Origin of the sequence: Novosphingobium sp. CCH12-A3, assembly GCF_001556015.1 — a bacterium.
GTDB classification, from domain to species: domain Bacteria; phylum Pseudomonadota; class Alphaproteobacteria; order Sphingomonadales; family Sphingomonadaceae; genus Novosphingobium; species Novosphingobium subterraneum.
Map to the genome: position 1 here is coordinate 21975 of NZ_LSIA01000290.1, position 21159 is coordinate 43133.

The window sequence follows — 21159 nt, forward strand, 5'->3', positions numbered from 1 at the left end:
TTCGATGAGCGAACACTTTGGCTGGGTGGAAATCGTCTTCACCGCCGTCATCGCGCTGGGCTTCGGCATTTACCAGCTATGGTCGGTCAACCGCGAGATCGCGAAGGACAAGGCGAAGAAGCAGAACCCGGACGACTAGCCGCGCGGTATCCGATAGGGCAGCATGAACTGCACGATCGGCGAAGAAAAGCGATCGAGATCAAGGCTTTCCTGCACGGCCACGACGGGCTCTCCAAACAGGCGCGATGACAGGGCGGAGCGCGCATAGAACGGTGCGTCCTCCCACGTGCGGATGACGCTGGCATGGCCCCTGTCCGCCCGCGTCTTGCGCTCCATCTGCCAGAGCGTGTTCGGCAAGGGCGCAACCGGCGGCAGCGCCTCCTCCTCGTGCGGCACCCCGTCCGCACCGAAGCGCAGCGCGCTGGCAAAGCCCTGGCCATTGCGACGGATGCCCTCGTAGCAGACCACCGATCCGCTGCGGCCATGGGCGCGGGACCAGTGCCAGACGCGGAAGCCCTCCTCCAGCGATTCCGCGCCGAAGTTCGAATCGAGATAGGCGCTGCCCTTCCACTTGAGCCCAGGCTTTTCCATCCGGACCTCGATCCGCGCGCGCGGGGCAATGCAGTGCCAGCGGTGGCGCCCGGCCGGGTCCAGCGAGAAGGCGCGGTCGTTGGTCGCTTCCGGGTAGACGCGGACCTTGCCGGCGACACGCCGCTGCCACGGCACACCAACCCGCTTGTCCATCTCCTCGATATCGATTTCGAGCGCGTCACCGGTCCAGCGGACCGAACTCGGCCCGATCTGCAGATTATCGGCATCGCGCGCGACACTGCCACGCCCGCGCTCGGTCATGGTCCAGCGTGCGCCGAGGCCATAGAGCGCCACGTTCAGCGCGCAGTGCTGCAACGGATCGGCGCGGCCGCTCTTCTTGTAGTAGGGCGAGAAAACACTGCCGATGAATGCGATGATCGTCAGCCCATGGCGTCCGCATTCGCTGATCGCATCGACATACCACCAGCCATAGCCACCGGGCGGAACTTCCGCATCGAAGCGAGGTCTTGCACCACAGCCTGCATCGCCAGTTGCCCGGACAAGGCGGCCATCGGCACCCCGGCCCCCGGATGGGTGCTTCCACCCGCGCAGTAAAGCCCAGGGATCCGGGTCCGCGTGCCCTGCCGGAGGAAGGACGCCGCCCAGCCGTGCGAGGCCCGACCATAGATCGCCCCCCCGGTCGAGGGCAAAAAGTTCTCGAAGGCGTTCGGCGTCAGCAGCGTGTGGGGAAAGTCTTCCTCCAGCTCCAGTCCGCAACGCTGAAGGCTGCGCATCATGGCCTGTGTGCACCGGGCCTTCTCCTCTTCGGTATAAGTGTGGCTGTCGCCATTGGCAGGCGCGTTGACGATGATCTGCAGACGTTCACGCTGGCCCGGCGGCACATCGGCCCCGCCCTCGCGATCAAGCGCGCAGACATAGACGCTGGGATCACATGGCGGAGCGCCGCCACGAATGTCGCTGAATTCGCGGGCATAGTCGGGCGAGAAGAACACGTTATGACGCTGCAACGGAAAGCCCGATGTCCGTGCATTAGCCAGCCAGACCATCGCCGAGAGCGAACGCTTGCGCACGCCATGCGATGGCACCGCCATGGCGCCCAAGGGGCCGAAGCGCCCTGCCGCCAAGGCCTCGGGATCGGCATTGGCGATAACCGCGTCGGCGGCAATGCGCTCGCCATTGCAGAGGATCAGGCCCGATGTGCGTCCTTGCGCGGTCTCGATCAGGGCAGCGCCCGTGCTGAAGCGGAATTTCGCGCCATGCATCTGGCCCAAGCGCATCAACGCACCCGCAAGCGCGCTCATGCCACCTTCGATCAGCCAGACACCTTGCGCTTCCACGTGGGCGATCAGCATCAAGGTTGCCGGTGTCTCGAACGGCGAGGACCCACAGTAGGTCGAATAGCGCGCGAAAAGCTGGCGCAGGCGCTGGTCGGCAAAATGCTGGCCCAACACCTTCCACATCGATTCGTAGGGCCGGATCGCCAGAAGGTCGCCCATGCGCCACAAGCCGATGCGCCACATCAGGGGGAGCGGCCAACTGACCTTGCTCCCGCGCATCATCGGACGATCGATGATGCCGTGAATGCGCGCGGCCTCCCTGCGGAAGGCACGAAAGCCAGCTGCGGCCGAAGCGCCGGCAAAGTCACCAATGGCCTGCTCGCTCAGTTCCGGATCGGCATGGAGATCGAGATGGCGCTCTGGATCCCAGGCGTGACGGGCAATCACGTCTGCGCGGCGAATGTCGACAAAGTCGGCGAGATCGGCGCCGCAAGCCGCAAAGATGCCCTCGAATACGTCGCGCAGGGTGAAGACCGTGGGACCGGCATCAATGGAGGCACCATCGACGATCAGCTGACGCGCCTTGCCACCGGGGCGCGCTGCCTTTTCTACGACGGTGACATCTGCCCCGCGCGCAGCCAGCAGCGCGGCTGCCGTCAGGCCGCCGATGCCCGCTCCGATGATCGCCACCCGCGATGCCAAGGCAAGCTCCTCTCCTGAAGGGAAACCCTCCGCCGAATACAATTGACCTTTACATCATAAATGTCCAATCTTTTGGACATATGCTGGACGTTGCCCCTTTCACGGATGCGCCGCCGGTGCCCCACCCTCCTGAACGGCCTCCCGAATGGCGACGCCGCTGGACCCATTGGCGCAACCGGGTTCTGGGCAGCCCGGTCTTCCAGGACTGGGCGTCGCGCCTTCCCATTTTTGCAAGCGTATCAAGGCGCCGCGCCGCCAGCGCGTTCGATCTGGTGGCAGGCTTCACCTATTCGCAGATACTGCTTGCCGCGGTCCAGGTCGGCCTGCTCGACCTGCTCGACGCAGGGCCTTGCAACGCCGACGATATCGCCCGGTCGACCGCGCTGAGTCATGCCGTCGCGACTCGGCTGCTCCGCGCCGCCGCCGCGCTGGATCTTGCCGAAGAAGTTGCCCCGGGATGCTGGATGCTCGGCCAGCAAGGGGCGGCTCTGCGATCAAACCCCGGGGCGCTCGCCATGGTCGCGCATCACCCGCTGCTTTACGCGGATCTCTCCGACCCGCTTGCCCTGCTGCAGCAGGACCGACAGGAGCCGACGGCCCTGTCGCGTTTCTGGCACTATCACTCTGAAACCGATGGGGAAATTGCCGGTCGCTACTCTTCACTCATGGCCGCGTCCCAACAGATGGTCGCGCAACAGGCGATGGGTGCCTATGCTTTCGATCGCCACCGCCGCCTGCTTGACATAGGGGGTAGCCATGGCGCTTTCGTCAACGCGCTGGCCCCGGCATGTCCATCGCTGGAGCTGGGTATATTCGACCTGCCTCCTGTTCTTTCCGGTGCAACGAATCTGCCGTCGCGAGTCTCCCTTCATCCTGGTGACTTCTTTGCCGACCCCCTGCCCACCGGCTACGATTGCATAACGCTTTCGCGGATTCTCCACGATCATGACGATGATCGCTGCCTGCAGATCCTGCGCGGAATTCGCGCAGCTCTTCCCGAAAACGGCCGCCTAGTCATTGCCGAACCGATGGCCGGGGCACGCGGGGCAAAGGCCATGGGAGATGCCTATTTCGGCCTTTATCTCTGGGCGATGAACTCTGGTCGTCCCCGCACGCCCGCTGAATACGGCGAGATGCTGCGCAAAGCGGGCTTCCGGCACTGGCAACAGAAGCGAACGGCAATGCCGGTCATCGCCAGCGTCATTGTTAGTTCATATTGACAGCTATGACCGTCCAATCTGTTTGACACTCTTTGGCGTTAGCGTATGGTGAACACTGCCTGACAGTACCCATCCGGATACTGCGGCAAGGCCCGGATCACCGGGAGAGGGGAAGACCGGCATGGAGTCGCTGGCGGTCATACTGGAAGCACCGAGGCGCATCGCGCTTCGCAGGCTTGCCTTGACCTCAGGACAAGGCTCCGAAGCAGGCTTCTCCGCACTCGCTCCTTCAGACGTCCTCATCGAAGTCCAGTGGAGCGGCGTAAGTGCCGGAACCGAAAAGCTTCTCTGGTCGGGCGAGATGCCGAACTTCCCCGGAATGGGCTACCCGTTGGTGCCCGGATACGAGAGCTTGGGCCGCATCGTCGATGCCGGAAGCGAAGTCCAGGCGCGCATCGGCGACTGGGTCTTTGTCCCCGGCGCAACCTGCTATCGCGATGCGCGCGGCCTGTTCGGTGGCACGGCGCGGCAGGTCATCGTCCCGTCCGCACGCGCCCTTCCCGTCTCCGAGTCGCTGGGCCGTGACGGGGTTCTGTTTGCGCTCGCCGCGACTGCGCTTCACGCGATGAACGGTGGCGATCCGCCCGATCTGATCATTGGCCACGGCACGCTGGGCCGCCTGCTCGCGCGCATGACCATCGCTGCAGGTGCCCCCGCCCCCACGGTCTGGGAGCACAAGCCCGCCCGCCGGACCGGCGCCCAAGGGTACAACGTCATCGCTCCGAAGGACGACGATCGCCACGATTACGCGAATATCTATGACGCCAGCGGCGATGCCGATTGCCTCGACCTGCTCGTCCCGCGCCTGCGCAAGAAGGGCGAGATCGTGCTGGCAGGCTTCTACGCCAACCGCCCGAGCTTTGCCTTCGCACCTGCCTTCCGGGCCGAGGCACGCTTCCGCGTTGCCGCCGAATGGGGGCCGGATGATCTCGCCTCGACCCGCGCCCTGATCGACTGCGGCGCGCTCGATCTTTCGGGTCTGGTCTCGCACCAGCGCCCGGCCGAGGAAGCGCCGGACGCCTATCCGGAAGCCTTCCTCGATGCCGACTGCCTCAAGATGGTCCTCGACTGGAGCAACTGCGCATGACGATGCTGGATACACATGCGGCTGCCCTGCGCGATGAAGCCGCGATCGAGCCTGACGCACCGCACACCGGCGAGGTGAAGAAGGAAACGCAGATCATCGCGATCTACGGCAAGGGCGGCTCGGGCAAGAGCTTTGCCCTGTCCAACCTCAGCTACATGCTCGCCCAGCAGGGCAAGCGCGTGCTGCTGATCGGCTGCGATCCCAAGTCCGATACCACCAGCCTGCTCTTTGCCGGCAAGGCCTGCCCGACGATCATCGAAACGTCCTCCGCCAAGAAGCTGGCCGGTGAGGAAGTCCGCATCGAGGACGTCTGCTTTCAGCGCGACGGCGTCTTCGCCATGGAACTGGGCGGCCCCGAAGTCGGCCGTGGCTGCGGCGGTCGCGGCATCATCCACGGCTTCGAACTGCTCGAAAAGCTCGGCTTTCATGACTGGGGCTTCGATTACGTCCTGCTCGACTTCCTGGGTGACGTGGTCTGCGGCGGCTTCGGCCTGCCGATTGCGCGCGACATGTGCCAGAAGGTCATCGTCGTCGGCTCGAACGACCTGCAGTCGCTCTACGTTGCCAACAACGTCTGCAAGGCAGTGGAATACTTCCGCAAGATGGGCGGCAATGTCGGCGTGGCCGGCATGATCATCAACAAGGACGACGGCACCGGCGAGGCGCAGGCCTTTGCCAACGCGGTCGACATCCCCGTGCTCTGCTCCATTCCGGCCGACGAGGACATCCGGCGCAAGTCGGCCAATTACCAGATTATCGGCAAGCCCGGCGGGCAATGGGGCAGTCTCTTCGCAGAGCTTGCATCCAATGTCGCGTCGGCGCCGCCGCGGCAGCCCACGCCCCTCGACCAGGATGGACTGCTCGGCCTCTTCTCCCCCGAAGACACCGGAGGCAACGTCGAGTTGGTCCCGGCGACACAGGCTGACATGCGCGGCGGATCTTTCGAGCAGCGCCCCTCTCTCGAGGTGGTCTATGACGAGGTCTGAGGCATGACTGACCTTGCAGACAGGGCGCTTCATGCGCGCGAGCCGGACCGGATCGCTCTCGATCCGCCGGTCGAAGGTGGCGGCTGCCATGCCGGCGCCGATGTGCTGCGCGAGGCCACCAACAAGGCGCAAGGCTCGGAACTTCTGGATCGCTACGCCGCCGACTATCCGGTTGGCCCGCACGATCAGCCGCAATCGATGTGCCCGGCATTCGGTTCACTCCGCGTTGGCCTCAGGATGCGGCGCACTGCCACCGTGCTCTCGGGCTCGGCCTGCTGCGTCTATGGCCTGACCTTCACCTCGCACTTTTATGGCGCACGGCGCACCGTCGGTTACGTGCCGTTCAGTTCAGAGACGCTGGTAACCGGCAAGCTGTTCGAGGACATCAAGGAAGCCGTCGAAGGCCTTGCCGATCCAGCCGATTACGATGCAATCGTCGTAACCAATCTGTGCGTCCCGACCGCCAGCGGCGTACCGCTGCGGTTGCTCAAGAAGCAGATCAACGGCGTGCGCATCATCGGCATTGACGTGCCGGGCTTCGGCATACCCACGCACGCCGAGGCCAAGGACGTGCTCGCCGGGGCGATGCTTGCATATGCCCGCGAGGAAGTGGCGCAAGGCCCGGTCGCGGCCCCAACCAACCGTGCCGACAAGCCGACCGTAACCCTCCTTGGCGAAATGTTCCCGGCTGATCCCGTGGGCATCGGCATGATGCTCGAACCATTGGGCCTTGCCGCCGGGCCGGTCGTCCCCACCCGCGAATGGCGCGAGCTTTACGCTGCGCTCGATTGCGCGGTCGTGGCTGCAATCCATCCGTTCTACACCGCCAGCGTCCGTGAATTCGAACATGCCGGCCGCACCGTGGTCGGCTCGGCCCCGGTCGGCGCGGAAGGCACGGCGGCCTGGCTCGATGCCATCGGTACTGCCTGCAACGTGCCAGCCGAAAAGGTCGAGGCCGCCAAGGCGCGCTTCGTGCCGATGATCCGTGCCGCGCTTGCCGCCAACCCGATCAAGGGCCGGATCACCGTCTCCGGCTACGAAGGCTCCGAACTGCTTGTCGCCCGCCTGCTGATCGAAAGCGGCGCTGACATACCCTATGTGGGCAGTGCCTGCCCGCGCACGCGCTGGTCCGATCCGGACCGCGACTGGCTCGAGGCGCGCGGCGTGCGCGTGCAGTTCCGCGCCAGCCTTGAGCAGGACATTGCCGCGGTCGAGGAATTCCGACCCGACCTTGCCATCGGCACGACGCCGGTGGTGCAGCACGCCAAGGCCCAGGCGATTCCGGCGCTCTACTTCACCAACCTGATCTCGGCCCGCCCGCTGATGGGCGTGGCCGGCGCCGGCAGCCTGGCGCAAGTGATCAATGCGGCGATGGCCAACAAGGCGCGCTTCGACAGGATGACCGCGTTCTTCGAAGGCGTCGGCACTGGCCCGGCCGCCGGGATCTGGGAAGAGACGCCGCAGGATCGCCCGGCCTTCAAGAAGAAGTACGCCGCCCTCAACGAAGCCGCGCGCAAGGCGGCAGAGGCGGTGGGCACATGACCCTCGTCCTCGACCATGATCGGGCCGGCGGCTACTGGGGCGCCGTCTATGTCTTCACTGCGGTAAAAGGCCTGCAAGTGATCATCGACGGGCCGGTGGGTTGCGAGAACCTTCCGGTTACCTCGGTCCTGCACTACACCGATGGCCTGCCTCCGCACGAATTGCCGATTGTGGTCACCGGTCTTGGTGAGGAAGAGCTGGGCAAGACCGGTACCGAAGGCGCGATGAAGCGGGCATGGAAAGTGCTCGATCCGGAACTGCCCGCCGTGGTCGTGACAGGCTCCATCGCCGAGATGATCGGCGGTGGCGTGACGCCGCAAGGCACCAATATCAAACGCTTCCTGCCCCGCACGATCGACGAGGACCAGTGGCAGTGTGCCGACCGCGCGCTCAGCTGGCTCTGGTCGGAATTCGGCCCGAAAACCGTCCCTGCGGTCAAGCCGGTCAAGGACGGCGAGAAGCCCAGGGTCAATATCCTCGGCCCCAGCTACGGCATGTTCAACATGGCGAGCGACGTTCACGAAATCCGCCGCCTGATCGAAGGCATCGGTGCTGAGGTCAACATGGTCTTCCCGCTGGGCAGCCATCTTGCCGATATCCGCAGGCTGGCAGATGCCCAGGCGAACGTCTGCATGTATCGCGAATTCGGGCGCAACTTGTGCGAACTGATGGAACGGCCCTACTTCCAGGCGCCCATCGGGCTCGACAGCACCACTCGCTTCCTCCGCGCGCTGGCCGCCGAACTCGGCCTTGATCCAGAACCGTTCATCGAACGCGAGAAGCACACCACGATCAAGCCGCTGTGGGACCTGTGGCGCTCGGTCACGCAGGATTTCTTCGCCACGGCCAGCTTCGGCATCGTCGCCAACGAGACTTATGCGCGCGGCATCCGCCACTTCCTCGAAGACGACATGGGCCTGCCCTGCACTTTCGCCTTCTCGCGCAGTGCGGGCGTGAAGCCGAAGAACGAGGACGTCCGCGCCGCGATTCACGCGACCCCGCCGCTGGTGCTGTTCGGAAGCTACAACGAACGCATGTACAGCGCCGAAAAGGGCGGCCGGTCGATCTACATTCCGGCCAGCTTCCCCGGCGCCGCCATCCGCCGCCACATCGGCACGCCGTTCATGGGCTATTCGGGCGCGACCTACCTCGTGCAGGAAGTCTGCAACGCACTGTTCGATGCGCTGTTCAACATCATCCCGCTGGCCACGCAACTCGACGCAGTGGAAGCAACGCCCGCGCGCGCCACCCGCGAACTGGCTTGGGATGAAGACGCCAAGGCCCGGCTCGACCAGATCGTCGAGGCACAGCCCGTGCTGGTGCGCATTTCCGCCGCCAAGCGCCTGCGCGATGCCGCCGAACGTATCACTCGCCGCAATAACGAAACCCGCGTCAGCGCCGACAGGCTCGCCGATGCCATGCTCGAGGCGCAGGTCACATGATCCGCGCATCGATCCTTCCGCGCTCATCCCAGGCGCATCAGCTTGCACGGTCGCCCATCTCCGGTCGCCCGTGTTCCCCCATCCACGCGGGTCAGTTCCGCGCGGATACCGAAAGAGGTCTTCCGCCTCTCGCACATCAACAACGACTGGAGATTGGGCAATGAGTGATCATGACGATCGCTTCGGGCTGAGGACCTACCTCACCCCAGAGGAAGCAAAGGAATTCCACAAACTCTTCATGAGCAGCTTCGTCGGCTTCACCGCCGTCGCGGTGGTCGCACACGTCCTCGTCTGGATGTGGAAGCCCTGGCTCTGACGCATCCGCCTGCCCGCGGCGACAGCCTGAGGCAGGACCTTCAACACTTGCACAAGGACTAAGACCATGTGGAGGATTTGGCTTATTTTCGATCCGCGCAGGGCTCTGGTTGCCCTGTTCGCGTTCCTGTTCGTGCTCGCACTGGTGATTCACTTCATCCTGCTCAGCGCCGATACGTTCAACTGGCTCGATGGCCCGAATTCGGCCCAGGGCATGGCGAACGCAGCAGCAGCGGCGCCCGCAGCGCCCTGACGCAACTGTGCGAGAGGCGGCGGCGCTCCCGTCGCCGCCTCCTGTGGCAGCCAATCAGAACACAGCTAAGCCCGTCGCGCCGCGGCGGGGAGGGGTAGAACCATGGCACTCCTTAGTTTCGAACGAAAATACCGCGTTCGCGGTGGCACGTTGATCGGCGGCGACCTGTTCGATTTCTGGGTGGGTCCGTTCTACGTCGGCTTCTTTGGTGTGGTGACCGCGATCTTCGCATCGCTGGGCACCGCCCTCATCTTCTACGCGGCCTCGCAAGGACCGACGTGGAATCCCTGGCTCATCTCGATCGAACCGCCAGACCTCAAATACGGCCTTGGCCTCGCGCCGCTGGCGCAGGGCGGGTTCTGGCAGGTCATCACCGTCTGCGCGCTGATATCCTTCAGCAGCTGGGCGCTGCGCGAAGTCGAGATCTGCCGCAAACTGGGCATGGGCTATCATGTGCCGGTCGCCTTCAGCATGGCGATCTTCGCGTACTTCACGCTGGTGGTAATCCGCCCCGTCCTTCTGGGCGGATGGCACTTCGGCTTCCCCTACGGCATTTTCAGCCACCTCGATTGGGTTTCCAACACGGGGTACCAGTACCTGCATTTCCACTACAATCCGGCCCACATGCTGGCAGTCTCGTTCTTCTTCACGACGACGCTCGCGCTCGCCCTGCACGGTGCGCTGGTGCTCTCGGCGGTGAACCCGCCAGAAGGTGCCGAAGTGAAGTCGCCAGAGTATGAAGACACCTTTTTCCGCGATCTCATCGGCTATTCGGTCGGCACGCTGGGCATTCACCGCGTCGGCCTTCTCCTTGCCCTCAACGCAGGCTTCTGGAGCGCCGTCTGCATCGTGATCAGCGGGCCGCTGTGGACCAAGGGCTGGCCCGAATGGTGGACCTGGTGGCTCAACCTGCCGATCTGGTCGTGAAGGAGCACTGAGCGATGGCGACCTACCAGAACATTTTCACCCAGGTCCAGCTGCGGGGCGAACCCGAAGCCGGGATCGCCCTTCCCCCCGGCAGCGAGCCGCGGATAGGCAAGGGATCGTTCAACCACCTCATGGGCCTGATCGGCCATGCGCAGATCGGCCCGGTATATCTTGGCTGGACCGGCGTGTTCGCCCTGATCTTCGGCTTCTTCGCGATCGAGATTATCGGGCTCAACATGCTCGCCTCGGTGGGCTGGAACCCGATCCAGTTCGTGCGCATGCTGCCCTGGCTCAGCCTTGAACCTCCGGGGCCGGAATATGGCTTCACGCCCTTCGTCCCGCTGGCCAAGGGCGGCTGGTGGATCATGGCCGGGTTCTTCCTGACCACCTCGATCATCCTCTGGTGGATCCGCACGTACACCCGCGCCCGGGCGCTCGGCATGGGAACGCACGTGGCCTGGGCCTTTGCCTCGGCGATCTGGCTCTACCTCGTGCTCGGCTTCATCCGCCCGTTCTTCATGGGCTCGTGGGCGGAAAGCGTGCCGTTCGGCATCTTCCCGCACCTCGATTGGACCGCCGCCTTCTCGATCCGCTACGGCAACCTGTTCTACAACCCGTTCCACGCCTTCTCGATCGCCTTCCTCTATGGATCGACCCTGCTCTTCGCGATGCACGGTGCGACCATCCTGGCGGTCGGTCGCTACGGCGGTGAGCGCGAGATCGAGCAGATCACCGATCGCGGCACGGCATCGGAACGCGCGGCGCTGTTCTGGCGCTGGACCATGGGCTTCAACGCCACGATGGAATCGATCCACCGCTGGGCCTGGTGGTTCGCAGTGCTGACGACGCTGACCGGCGGCATCGGCATCCTGCTGACCGGCACCGTGGTCGACAACTGGTACCTCTGGGCGCAGCAGCATGGCTATGCTCCGATGTATCCCGATACCGGGGTCATTGATCCCGCCACGCTGGGGAGTGCGGGCCAATGAAAAGGACAATCGCAATCGCCGCATTGGCGAGCGCTGCTCTGACCCTTTCGGGTTGCGAGCTGGGGCCGAAGCAGTCGGTCCAGAACGGGCATCGCGGCACCGGGATGGACCAGGTCACCTTGAAGAAGGTGGCCATGGCCAAGGACGACGTGCCCGCCCCGCCCTACGATCCGCCCTCGAACGATGGACCTCGGGCTGGCGCCGCCTACCAGAACGTCCAGGTCCTGGGCGACGTCTCGGAAGAGCAGTTCACCTACACGATGGCCGCAATCACCGCGTGGGTTTCCCCGGAACAGGGGTGCAATTACTGCCACAACCCCGAGAACATGGCCTCGGACGAAAAGTACACCAAGGTCGCCGCGCGCAAGATGTTGCAGATGACGCGCAACATAAACTCCAATTGGAACAAGCACGTGGCGAGCACGGGCGTGACCTGCTGGACCTGCCACCGCGGAAATGCGATCCCGGCCAACTACTGGGCGCTGCCCGAAGCTGGCAAGAACGGGATCATCGGCAACCGTCATGGGCAGAATAATCCCGTTGCGGCATCAGCTTACTCGTCGCTGCCGGAAGCGTCGCTGGCGCTTTACCTGACCGGTGATCCGAAGACGGACAGGTCAATCCGGGTCGTTTCCGACACCCTGCATCCGACCAAGGCCAACGAGCTATCCATCAAGGAAACCGAGCCGCAGTATGCACTTATGAACCATCTGTCGCAGTCGCTGGGCGTGAATTGCACGTTCTGCCACAACGCGCAGGCGTTCAAGCCGTGGAACATCAGCACGCCCAAGCGCGCCACGGCGTGGTACGGCCTGCGCATGGTCCGCGATATAAATGGCCAGTATATCAGCACCTTGAAGGACGTCTTCCCGGCGCACCGCAAGGGGCCGATGGGTGATCCGTTCAAGGTGAGCTGCGCCACCTGCCACCAGGGCAAGAACAAGCCGATGGGTGGGTACAAGATGGCCAAGGACTACCCGGCACTGTGGGGCCCACCGATGGCGATGCCGGCGGCAGCTCCGGCAGCGCCTGCGGCACCGGCGGCTCCGATTGCCGCTGCGGTATCAACCGCAACACACTGATCCCCCGCAGGAATGTGGGACCTGAAGGGTCCGCTGGAGCACTCCGGCGGACCTTTTTTTGGGTTTCCAACTCTCGGGGGCAGAGGGGCAACTCCCCCCTAACTCACCCCCAACTCTTGCAGACGGACGTGCGACTGTCAGAGGCTGCGGCGACGGCGCATGACGTCGGCGATGTGCACCGGGAAGGACAGCGCGATCGGGGCCGAAATCCACGGCCAGTCCGCTCCGACCAATGCGGCGCGAAGTCCAACAACGATCAGCGCTGCGGGAAGCAGCATGGTGAGGAGATCCCCAACGCTCCAACCGCGCCAACGCAGCCAGAGCGCTTCGAGCAGGAGTGCGGCGAGGACAATGTCGGCGGCGTGGCCCGAGGCGAAGAGCGCTTCCATGGTGCCGGGCAATGACCTTCCCTTAACCGAACGGTGCGTTGAGGCGGACGATTTCCCAGTTGAGCGCGCCGGCAACAGTGACCCAGGCGATGTAGGGTAACAGCAGCACCGCCGATAGGCGCGAGATGCGGCCGCAATACACGATCAGCGTGGCGATCGAGAGCCACAGCAGGCAGAGCTCCCAGAACGCCCAGTCAGGGCGCTGCATCCGGAAGAAGAGCAGGCTCCACAAGATATTGAGGAAGCCGTTCAGCGCGAACAGGCCGATCACCGTGTCCGACGTGCGGGAGCTGCGTGCCGCGCGCCATGCTGCGACTCCGGCGATGGCGCACAGGGCGAAGATCGTGGTCCATGCGATCGGGAAGACCGGGCGCGGCGGGGTGAATCCGGGTTTGATCAGCGAGTCATACCAGGGCCCGAGATCGGTGATCGTCCCGCCGACCATTGCCGTGGCGAAGGCGGCCAGCGAGGCGATGCCGATGGGAATGCCGGCAGGCATGAGCGAGGCGGGCTTCATCCGACTGCAGGCCTCAACCCGAGCAAGTGCGCGCAATCCTTGAGGAATATCCGCACGTGCGCCATCGGTTTGGCGCGCACGAGCTTCTTGTTCATGTAGGCCTGCCAGGTCAGTTGCTGCACGTCCTTGTCCGCACACATCTCGACGAAGCGTTCGCGCCGCTTGTCGCTGGAGTACCAGAAGTACTGCATGATCCCGAGAATCCAGAACACGCGGCCATGTTCGCGCAGGAACGCCTTGCGCGCCCGCTTCAGCAGCGCAGGATTGCCGCTGGCAAGGAAAGCGTCGCCGGTTTGCGCGGCGATCCGGCCGCAGACCATGGCATAGTAGATGCCCTCGCCCGAGGCAGGGGCAACGACGCCGGCAGCGTCCCCTGCGACCAGCACATCGCGGCCATTGTCCCAGCGCTTCAACGGCTTGAGCGGGATCGGGGCGCCTTCGCAGCGGATCGTCTCGCAACCTTCAAGGCCGAGTTCATCGCGCATCTGCTTGACCGAACCGCGCAGCGAAAAGCCCTTGTTAGCGCTGCCGACGCCGATGCTCGACGTTTCGCCATGGGGGAAAACCCACGCGTAGAAATCGGGCGAGAGCTTGCCCTGATAGAGCACGTCGCAACGCGAGGCATCGAACCCTTGTTCGGTACTTTCAGGCGAGCGCACGACTTCGTGATACGCGAAGACGCACGGGTTACGTGTCGCAGCAGGAATGTTTTCGCGCGCTACGCCCGAGCGCGCGCCGTCAGCACCGATGACAAGGCGGGTGCGGACTTTCCGGACTTCGCCGCCGCGCGCTTCGTGATAGCAGACGATCGCGCCGGGCTTGCCGTCACGCTCGATCCGATCGTACGTGCCGACGCGGCGGTCGGCCCCGGCCCTGGCGGCACGGGCCCGCAGCCATTCGTCAAAGTGATCGCGATCGACCATGCCGACATAGCCGATCTCGCCCACCGGCATGTCCACCGCCCGGTTCGACGGCGCGACCATCCGCGATTGCGGCACTTCGAATTCCTCGAGCAGACGCGGCGGCACTGCGCCGCCGCAGGGCTTGATCCGCCCTGCCCGGTCAAGAAGCAGGACCTTCCGGCCCAAGCGTGCCAGATCCCAAGCGGCCGTGGCGCCCGAAGGTCCACCGCCAATCACGACGACATCGTATTCAAGCCTGTCGGTCATGCCCCTGCCGCCCCGAGTTGGGCGGGGATGTCCCGCCGGTGAGTCACCCGCATCGCGAGGATTGCCGAGACGAGGAACAAGCTCGCCTCGAATGCGAAGATGAGCTGGAAAGACTCGGCCACCTGCCCCGTCGCGCCGCGCACGAGATCGACGCCCAGAGCGCCGGTCAATCCGCCGAGGCCGAATGCGATGGCCTGCGCCGTGCCCCATACGCCCATGCGAACGCCTTCGCGGGTGCGCTTGCCCGCCCCGGCCAGTCCCATCATCGAGCCGATGGCGGAGACGGCGAAGGCACCGTTGAAGAAGCCAAGCGCGGCAATGTTCGCCGCCAGTGGCCAGACCGGACCCGCTTGGGCCGCCATGGCAAGCCCTGCCAGCGCAACAGCCGAGCCGACACAGCCAAGCATGGTCCAGATGCGCAGTTCGATGGGCATGCGCCCGGCAAAGGCACTGCCGCCAAGGCCCGTCACGATCATGCCGACGAGCACGCCGCCGTGCTGGAGGCCGGAAAGGCTGGTCGACTGTCCCGGCGACATCTGGAACACGAGCCCGGCAAAGGGTTCGAGGATCAGGTCCTGCATCGAATAGGCGAGCATCGAGACGAAGATGAACATGGTGAAGCGACGCGACTGCGGATCGCCGAGGATTTCGGCAATGGCTTCACGCAAGGACGCAGGGGGCTGACGGCTTTCCGCTGAAAGGGCGCCGGTGGCCTTGGCCTCTAGCCCGACCATCGCGATGCAGGTGAGCGTGATCGCCGCAGCTACGACGCACCCTGCGACCATGAACAGGCGCTGTTCGGTGAACGGATCAAGCAAGGCTCCGGCAGTGCCGGCGGAAATGACGATGCCGAAGACCATCATGATCCAGGTCGTGGCAGCGGCGGCGGCACGGCGTTCGGGAGCGACACCGCTGGCGAGAATGGCAAGCATCGAGGTTCCCGCTGCGCCAACACCGGCACCGATCAAGGTGAAGGCGACCGTGGCGAGGCCAATCCCAAGCATCCGCGCATCATCAAGCATCGTGGTCGCCTGTACCGCGAGCAGCGCACCTGTTCCGAGAACTGCCATGCCGCCGATGACCCAAGGCGTGCGCCGGCGGCCGAGATCGGAGCCGTGGCCCCATAGCGGGCGCGATAGCTGCACCATGTAATGCCATGCCACGAGACCTGCAGGCACGCCTGCCGCCAGGCGGTATTCCAGCACCATCAGGCGATTGAGCAAGGAAGTGGCGATCATCACCATCGCCCCGATCGAGGCCTGCACGGCCCCCAGCCGGACAATCGAAAACCAGCCGAAACTGCGGTTCATCAGACATACCCTCCAAGGCCGAGTGCCGAGGCGAGCATGCCAAGCACGTAGAGTGAAACGCCGGTGGCATTGTACCAGGGGGCATGGCGCGCAGGCGCCGACACCAGCCTTGGCATGAGCGCGAGCTGCGCGGCGAGCAGGACTGCGACCACCCCTGCGGAGATGTGGTGTCCCCACATGACCATCAGCGCAACGACGATCGCTTGCGGGATGGCCATGACGGCACTGGCCAGCAAGGCGGCTGGCCTTTCGCCGAGCACCACCGGAAGCGAGCGCAGGCCGGTCGCCCGGTCACCCTCCACGGCCTTGAAATCGTTGAGTGTCATGATGCCGTGGGCACCGATGCTGTAAAGCACAAGGATCACGAGAACGTGAACCGGTGGCAAGGATCCAGCCATCACGGCGGCGCCGGTAAACCAGCTCAAGCCTTCGTACGTGAGGCCGACGACGGCCGGGCCGATCCAGCCGCTGGTCTTCAAGCGGAGGGGCGGCGCGCTGTAGCCCCAGGCGCAGGCGAGGCCGAACACGGTGGCGATCAGGACCCAGCGGCCGGTGAAGGCAGCGACCGCCAGCGACAGGACCGTCCAGCCGATGGCGATATAAAGGCCCCAGCGCCCGCCGATGCGGCCCGAGGGGATTGGCCTATCAGGCTCGTTAATCGCGTCAACGTGGCGATCGAACCAGTCGTTCACGGCCTGGCTGGTGCCGCAGACCAGTGGGCCGGCCAGAAGGATGCCGGCAATGAGGAAGGTCCAGCGGCTGAGGGGGGAGACGCCCGAAGAAACCACGCCGCACATCAGGGCCCACATCGGCGGGAACCAGGTGATCGGCTTGAGGAGTTCCAAGACGTCACGAGCCGCCGGAGGCGGCGTCAATCCAGTAGAGACTGCAGATTGCGCCATGGGCAAAGACTATGCCCATGCACCCCAAGCGTCAAATCAAATTGACACTCTATTCGTCAAGTGAATCTACCAGATTGCCAAGGCCATAGCGGTGGAGCTTCGAATAGAGGCTCTGCCGGCTGAGGCCGAGGATTTCCGCGGCCGATGCGCGGTTGTTCGACGTGTATTCGAGCGCTGCCTCTATGCAGAGACGCTCGATCAGGTCGGTGGATTCGCGCACGATATCGCGCAGCGACATGCGCCCAACGAGATCGGTAAGTTGTTCGACCGAACGCGGGGCGTCTGCGGTAACGGGAAGATCGCGCAGGCGCCGCCCGATCGGGCGAATCACGAAACCGTAGTGAGTCTGGTCGTCGCCGGTCTTGACGGCGGAGAGTTCGACCGGCTCGCCATCGAAGCCATCGCGTGCACCGACCACCGTGCTGACATTGCGGGCAATGTCGTGCTTGGCAAGCTGGCCGTCGATCAGATCGAGATCGATGCCTGGGCGCCCGACGAAATCCGCCAGCGGTCGCCCGCGCAGCTGATCGACGGTGGCGGCAGAGACAAGTTCCACGAAGGCCGGATTGGCGGCCTGGATGAGCATGCGGGCGTCTGTCAGCACGAAGGCATCCGGCATGGCCTCGATCACGCGCATCACCTCGCCCGATGCGTGTTCGGCGGCGCTGGCAGCACCCGACAGGCGGATGAGCAGGAACTGCCCGCCGCGTTCGCGAAAGCCGCTGGCCGAAAGCATTACGGCATCGGCGCTGTTATTGGGCTGCACCTCGATCGGGAGGACGCCCGGGGAAACGAGAGTCGAACCCAGAAAAGCGATCAGATGCTCGCGCGCGGGGCGGGAGAACAGCGCGGTAAGCTTGGCTCCCTGCAGCGTGCCGTTGCGGGCCTGGAACAGCTGGTGCGCGGCGCGGTTGGCCTCGCGAATGCGGAAGGCTTCGGCATCGACGATCAGCACCGGGTCGACCGACTGGTCGAACAACATGCGGTAGCGCGCTTCGAGCTGGCGCAGGCGCAGATAATCGCGCTCAAGCGATTGCTGCGCCTGGAGGACACGCTGCTGCAAGGCCGCGGCATCGCGCATGTCCCGACCAATGGCGATGGCGTTCGTGCTTTCACCGAGGCGAACCACCACGAAACGCAGCGGCACTTCGCCTTCATTCGTGATATGGTTGACCTGGCGCCAGTGCTGGGTCACGCCCTTGCGCGCATTGGCCAGCATTTCCATGACCTTGGCACGGCTTTCCACCGACACCGTATCGAGCCATTCGCGGCCGATCCACTGCTGCGCATCCGGAAATTCGCGCGGGTTTGCCGTCACGTCGACGATCCGCCCAGCTTCATCGAGGACCAAGGCAAGGTCGCCCGCCACCATCGCCAGGGTAGCTGCAGCGTCCGGCCCGAGCACCTCGAAATGGGTGCGGGCACTGGCGAAGGGCAGCTTCCCTTCGATGGAGTTATTGCGGGAAGGCATCAGTCGAGCCGGCTATCCGAGGGGAAATTCGGTGCGGACTGATCCGGCGCGTTTCCTGGCAACCAGCTTTTCAGCGAGGACAAGAGCCGATCGTGCATCGGGAGCGGTGCCATCGGCGCCCACTTCATCGACGATACCCGGATTGGCATTGACCATTCGTCCACCAATAAAGACCTGAACCCCGGGCGTCCGCGAGACGCTGCGAATGGAACAAATTAGGTCACTGAGATTCGCGTTAGTGCAATCGCAACTGACGGTCAACCCTATGACATCAAAGTGTCTTTCGGCGATAATCTGCAGCAATTCCTTACGCTTGGGTTCGATCAGCGCCTCGGTTTGCCAGCCGGCCCGGGCGAAGACTTCCTCGATCATCAATGTCCCGAGTGCATGCCTGTCACCGGGCATCGGGGAGAAGAGTGCGCTGCGGGCGCGATCCCCATCGGAGTCGTCAGCCGGAAAACGCAAGGCGACCTGTCGCATGACTTCCTGCAGCCGCCACAAGCCCATCGTCACATCGAGAAAATCGCACTCGTCCTCTTCCCAATGCTGGCCAAGCCGACGCGCGGAAGGGGCGAGCAGATCGACGAAGATCGATTCAATCGCGATGCCCCGCGCGATGAAGCCTTCGACGACCTCGAGCAACTCCTCCGCATCAAGATCAAGCGGCAGCGAGGCGAAGCTGGCGGCGTCGGCCGGATCGACCGAAAGCGTGCCGGTCACGCGCCCACGTTGCACGCCGGAAGAATGAGCAAGCAGGAGACGGGGAATGATCTGCTCCTCGATCAGGCTGTTGACCGACGCCGGGCCTCTGGCCGGCGAGGAACTGTGCCCATCCGTGTGGGTCGAACCTGGTCGCAGGCCCGGAGCACGCCTGCGACGTGTCCGCCTTGCTGCATTGGCGTTGGCCTCAGTCCCGTAAACAGTCGCCATGGCAGACCCCTCCGGCCTGTGGGCGATGATACGCCCGCCGGACTGTCGGATCGATAGTTCGACTCTGACCGGAGCCAACACTCTACGCCTGTAAAGTGTTGCTGACAAACCCGGATATGTCATTTTTATTTGTCGTCAAGATAGATTGACACTTGGACAAGGCGAGGCGTAGTCTCCGGTTCTCGAAGGCCTTGTGCCTCAGCCCGCGAAAGGGGCCGGATGAGAGGGGACGCGATCAGATTTAGAGCCGCAGGCCAAGGACTTGGCCCGCAGGCTGCGCGCCCGACGCTTTACACTGCGGAGGAACGCAAGAAGCGCGACTCCACGCGGTGGACGCTGGTGCAGGGCCTTCTCGCCCCCTTCCAGTTCCTGGTGTTTCTGGTCAGTTTGGCACTAGTTCTACGTAGTCTTGCGTGGGGCGAAGGGGCCATGGCTGCCGACGTCTCGGTCGTGGTCAAGACGTTTACGCTCTATGCGATCATGGTGACCGGATCGATCTGGGAAAAGGTCGTCTTCGGCAAGTGGCTGTTCGCCCGCGCGTTCTTCTGGGAAGACGTGTTCTCGATGCTCGTGATCGCGCTGCACACCGCGTACCTGGTGATGCTGCTGGGCCATTACGGCAGCTTCGAGCAGCGCATGCAGATCGCGCTGGCGGGCTATGCCGCCTATGTCATCAACGCTGGACAGTTCCTGCTGAAGCTGCGCGCGGCGCGGCTTGAAACCGGCCAAGCGGAGGCTGCAGCATGAGCGGCGAAAGCGTTCTGGGATGCGCTCCGGCAGCACAGCCGCAAGTCCTGCGCGAACGCGGGCAGCGCGAGGTGTTCTGCGGGCTGACAGGTATCATCTGGATGCATCGCAAGATGCAGGATGCGTTCTTCCTCGTGGTCGGATCACGGACCTGCGCGCACCTGCTGCAGAGCGCGGCAGGGGTGATGATCTTTGCCGAGCCGCGCTTTGCCACGGCGATCATCGAGGAGCGCGATCTGGCCGGGATGGCCGATTGCCAGGACGAGCTCGACCGCATGGTCGACAAGCTGCTGACCCGGCGGCCTGAAATCCGCACGCTGTTCCTGGTGGGATCGTGCCCATCCGAAGTGATCAAGCTGGACCTGGGCAAGACAGCGCAGCGGCTTGATGCGAAGTTTGCCGGCTCCACCCGCATCCTCAACTATTCTGGCAGCGGGATCGAGACGACCTTTACCGAAGGCGAGGACGCCTGCCTGACGGCGCTGGTGCCTGAAATGCCCTCAGCCGACGCAGACGAGGCAGCCAACCTGCTCGTCGTCGGCGCCCTTCCCGACATCGTCGAGGACCAGTTCAAGCGGCTGTTCGACGAGCTGGGCATCGGGCCAGTACATTTCCTGCCCGCCAAGCGCATGGCCGAACTGCCGAAGGTGGGGCCGAACACGGTGTTCCTGCTGGCACAACCGTTCCTGACCGAGACGACCGGGGCGCTGCAGCGTCGCGGAGCCAAGCGCCTCGACGCGCTGTTCCCGTTCGGCGCCGAAGGCACGACCGACTGGCTGCGTGCGGCGGCAGAAGCGTTCGGGATTGACCGGATGCACTTCAACCGCGTGGTGGCTCCGGGCCGCGAGCGGGCCAAGCGCGCAATCGCCCATCGGCGCGAGCGGCTCGAGGGCAAGCGCATCACCTTCCTGCCGGATTCGCAGCTGGAGCTGCCGCTGGCGCGCTTCCTTCACACAGAGCTTGGCATGATGCCGGTGGAAGTGGGCACGCCCTACCTCAACCGCGAGCTCAATGCGCGCGAACTGGCGCTGCTGCCTGCCTCGACCCGGCTGAGCGAAGGGCAGGATGTCGACCTGCAGCTCGACCGCGTGCGGCTCGACCGCCCCGACCTTACTGTCTGCGGCCTGGGCCTTGCCAATCCGCTGGAAGCCGAAGGGCTTTCGACCAAGTGGGCGATCGAACTGGTGTTCTCGCCCATCCATGGCTTCGAGCAGGCGGGTGACCTCGCCGAGCTCTTCGCGCGGCCTCTGCGCCGTCGCGACATCCTGAGGGTATAGGCGATGCAGCTGGCGGTCTGGAGTGGAGTAGGAAGCGCATAAGCGCTTCCCCTCCCCGAACCGTACGTGCACC

22 protein-coding genes are annotated in these 21159 nt (G+C 64.4%); 13 read left to right on the forward strand and 9 right to left on the reverse strand.

Annotated features, from left to right (window positions below):
* Positions 1-4: 4 nt before the first annotated feature.
* Positions 5-139, forward strand: a complete 135-nt coding sequence (locus tag AX703_RS28745) for a hypothetical protein (RefSeq protein ID WP_255355113.1) — start codon at positions 5-7, stop codon at positions 137-139.
* Here the strand turns inward: AX703_RS28745 and AX703_RS23565 are convergent.
* Together AX703_RS23565 and crtD are read right to left on the reverse strand one after the other, a co-directional pair.
* Entirely contained in the window at positions 136-906 is a 771-nt protein-coding gene (locus AX703_RS23565; protein WP_369821053.1) for a hydroxyneurosporene dehydrogenase, read from the reverse strand. The two genes, AX703_RS28745 and AX703_RS23565, sit on opposite strands and share 4 nt — an antisense overlap.
* A gap of 65 nt (positions 907-971) precedes the next feature.
* Positions 972-2519, reverse strand: a complete 1548-nt coding sequence (gene crtD / locus AX703_RS23570; protein ID WP_231735675.1) for a 1-hydroxycarotenoid 3,4-desaturase CrtD — start codon at positions 2517-2519, stop codon at positions 972-974.
* 92 nt (positions 2520-2611) lie between these two features.
* Here crtD and AX703_RS23575 point away from each other — a divergent pair, with 92 nt between their 5' ends.
* From AX703_RS23575 to pufC, 10 genes are all read left to right on the forward strand, one after another.
* Complete coding sequence (locus AX703_RS23575; RefSeq protein ID WP_082734773.1) at positions 2612-3751, forward strand: methyltransferase; 1140 nt, start codon at positions 2612-2614, stop codon at positions 3749-3751.
* A 121-nt stretch (positions 3752-3872) separates the two neighbouring features.
* Positions 3873-4838 carry a chlorophyll synthesis pathway protein BchC gene (gene bchC / locus AX703_RS23580; protein WP_062347671.1) on the forward strand — a complete coding sequence of 322 codons (966 nt, stop codon included), beginning with the start codon at positions 3873-3875 and terminating at the stop codon, positions 4836-4838.
* Entirely contained in the window at positions 4835-5824 is a 990-nt protein-coding gene (locus AX703_RS23585; protein WP_062347672.1) for a chlorophyllide a reductase iron protein subunit X, read from the forward strand. Before bchC ends, AX703_RS23585 begins: the two co-directional genes overlap by 4 nt.
* A 3-nt stretch (positions 5825-5827) precedes the next feature.
* Positions 5828-7366, forward strand: coding sequence for a chlorophyllide a reductase subunit Y (gene bchY, locus AX703_RS23590; RefSeq protein WP_062347674.1), 1539 nt, complete (start codon positions 5828-5830; stop codon positions 7364-7366).
* The gene (bchZ, locus tag AX703_RS23595) at positions 7363-8808 is read left to right on the forward strand and encodes a chlorophyllide a reductase subunit Z (RefSeq protein ID WP_062347676.1); all 1446 of its coding nucleotides are present in this window, start codon (positions 7363-7365) and stop codon (positions 8806-8808) included. Before bchY ends, bchZ begins: the two co-directional genes overlap by 4 nt.
* Positions 8809-8968: 160 nt before the next feature.
* Positions 8969-9124: a light-harvesting antenna LH1, beta subunit gene (gene pufB, locus AX703_RS26995; protein ID WP_082013438.1), complete on the forward strand. Its 156-nt coding sequence runs from the start codon at positions 8969-8971 to the stop codon at positions 9122-9124.
* 66 nt (positions 9125-9190) lie between these two features.
* Complete coding sequence (gene pufA, locus AX703_RS23600) at positions 9191-9376, forward strand: light-harvesting antenna LH1, alpha subunit (RefSeq protein WP_062347678.1); 186 nt, start codon at positions 9191-9193, stop codon at positions 9374-9376.
* A gap of 102 nt (positions 9377-9478) precedes the next feature.
* Positions 9479-10303 carry a photosynthetic reaction center subunit L gene (pufL, locus tag AX703_RS23605; protein ID WP_039336611.1) on the forward strand — a complete coding sequence of 275 codons (825 nt, stop codon included), beginning with the start codon at positions 9479-9481 and terminating at the stop codon, positions 10301-10303.
* A 14-nt stretch (positions 10304-10317) separates the two neighbouring features.
* On the forward strand, positions 10318-11292 hold the full coding sequence (gene pufM, locus AX703_RS23610; protein ID WP_039336609.1) for a photosynthetic reaction center subunit M: 975 nt from the start codon (positions 10318-10320) through the stop codon (positions 11290-11292).
* Complete coding sequence (gene pufC / locus AX703_RS23615) at positions 11289-12374, forward strand: photosynthetic reaction center cytochrome PufC (RefSeq protein ID WP_062347680.1); 1086 nt, start codon at positions 11289-11291, stop codon at positions 12372-12374. The genes pufM and pufC overlap by 4 nt, the downstream gene beginning before the upstream one ends.
* A 137-nt stretch (positions 12375-12511) precedes the next feature.
* On the opposite strand, the gene AX703_RS23620 is transcribed toward pufC, so the two are convergent.
* Genes AX703_RS23620 through AX703_RS23650 form a run of 7 tightly spaced genes read right to left on the reverse strand, consistent with a single transcriptional unit; the run spans position 12512 to position 19062 of the window.
* Positions 12512-12763, reverse strand: a complete 252-nt coding sequence (locus AX703_RS23620; RefSeq protein ID WP_062347683.1) for a hypothetical protein — start codon at positions 12761-12763, stop codon at positions 12512-12514.
* Between the two features lie 22 nt (positions 12764-12785).
* Positions 12786-13280 carry a TspO/MBR family protein gene (locus tag AX703_RS23625; RefSeq protein ID WP_082734774.1) on the reverse strand — a complete coding sequence of 165 codons (495 nt, stop codon included), beginning with the start codon at positions 13278-13280 and terminating at the stop codon, positions 12786-12788.
* Positions 13277-14449, reverse strand: a complete 1173-nt coding sequence (locus AX703_RS23630) for a geranylgeranyl diphosphate reductase (RefSeq protein ID WP_062347685.1) — start codon at positions 14447-14449, stop codon at positions 13277-13279. The genes AX703_RS23625 and AX703_RS23630 overlap by 4 nt, the downstream gene beginning before the upstream one ends.
* The gene (locus AX703_RS23635; protein WP_062347687.1) at positions 14446-15759 is read right to left on the reverse strand and encodes a BCD family MFS transporter; all 1314 of its coding nucleotides are present in this window, start codon (positions 15757-15759) and stop codon (positions 14446-14448) included. Before AX703_RS23635 ends, AX703_RS23630 begins: the two co-directional genes overlap by 4 nt.
* Positions 15759-16661 (reverse strand): chlorophyll synthase ChlG, encoded by a 903-nt coding sequence (gene chlG, locus AX703_RS23640; RefSeq protein ID WP_062347688.1) that lies wholly within the window; start codon positions 16659-16661, stop codon positions 15759-15761. Before chlG ends, AX703_RS23635 begins: the two co-directional genes overlap by 1 nt.
* Positions 16662-16710: 49 nt before the next feature.
* Entirely contained in the window at positions 16711-18132 is a 1422-nt protein-coding gene (gene ppsR / locus AX703_RS23645) for a transcriptional regulator PpsR (protein ID WP_062347689.1), read from the reverse strand.
* Positions 18133-18144: 12 nt separating this feature from the next.
* Complete coding sequence (locus AX703_RS23650) at positions 18145-19062, reverse strand: B12-binding domain-containing protein (RefSeq protein WP_197423817.1); 918 nt, start codon at positions 19060-19062, stop codon at positions 18145-18147.
* A gap of 219 nt (positions 19063-19281) precedes the next feature.
* Here AX703_RS23650 and bchF point away from each other — a divergent pair, with 219 nt between their 5' ends.
* Positions 19282-19809, forward strand: a complete 528-nt coding sequence (gene bchF, locus AX703_RS23655; protein WP_082734775.1) for a 2-vinyl bacteriochlorophyllide hydratase — start codon at positions 19282-19284, stop codon at positions 19807-19809.
* Positions 19806-21086, forward strand: coding sequence for a ferredoxin:protochlorophyllide reductase (ATP-dependent) subunit N (locus AX703_RS23660; RefSeq protein WP_062347690.1), 1281 nt, complete (start codon positions 19806-19808; stop codon positions 21084-21086). The genes bchF and AX703_RS23660 overlap by 4 nt, the downstream gene beginning before the upstream one ends.
* Positions 21087-21159 lie beyond the last annotated feature (73 nt).